Raw genomic sequence first — 335 nt, 5'->3', positions numbered from 1 at the left:
CCGTCCTTCGCGCAGTGCGTCATCACGACGATCACCCGGCGTGCCCCGTGCACCAGGTCCATCGCGCCGCCGATCCCGGTGACCAGCTTCCCCGGAATCGCCCAGTTCGCCAGGTCGCCGGTCGCGGAGACCTGCATCGCCCCGAGCACGGCGACGTCGATGTGCCCGCCCCGGATCATCGAGAACGACAGCGCCGAGTCGAAGAAGGAGGCGCCCGGCAGGACCGTCACCGTCTCCTTGCCCGCGTTGATCAGGTCCGGGTCGACCTGATCCTCGGCCGGATACGGGCCGGTGCCCAGGATGCCGTTCTCCGACTCCAGGACCACCTCCACCCC

1 protein-coding gene is annotated in these 335 nt (G+C 69.9%); it reads right to left on the bottom strand.

Annotated elements, in window-relative coordinates; genetic code table 11:
* Positions 1–335: CoA-transferase (locus JYK17_RS40335; RefSeq protein WP_308011750.1), on the bottom strand; the 335-nt coding region annotated here is incomplete at both ends.

The sequence above is a fragment of the Streptomyces plumbidurans genome, from assembly GCF_019857225.1.
Classification (GTDB): domain Bacteria; phylum Actinomycetota; class Actinomycetes; order Streptomycetales; family Streptomycetaceae; genus Streptomyces; species Streptomyces plumbidurans.
Note: the sequence above shows the minus strand (reverse complement) of the source record. Positions and strands in the feature narration are given on the sequence as shown.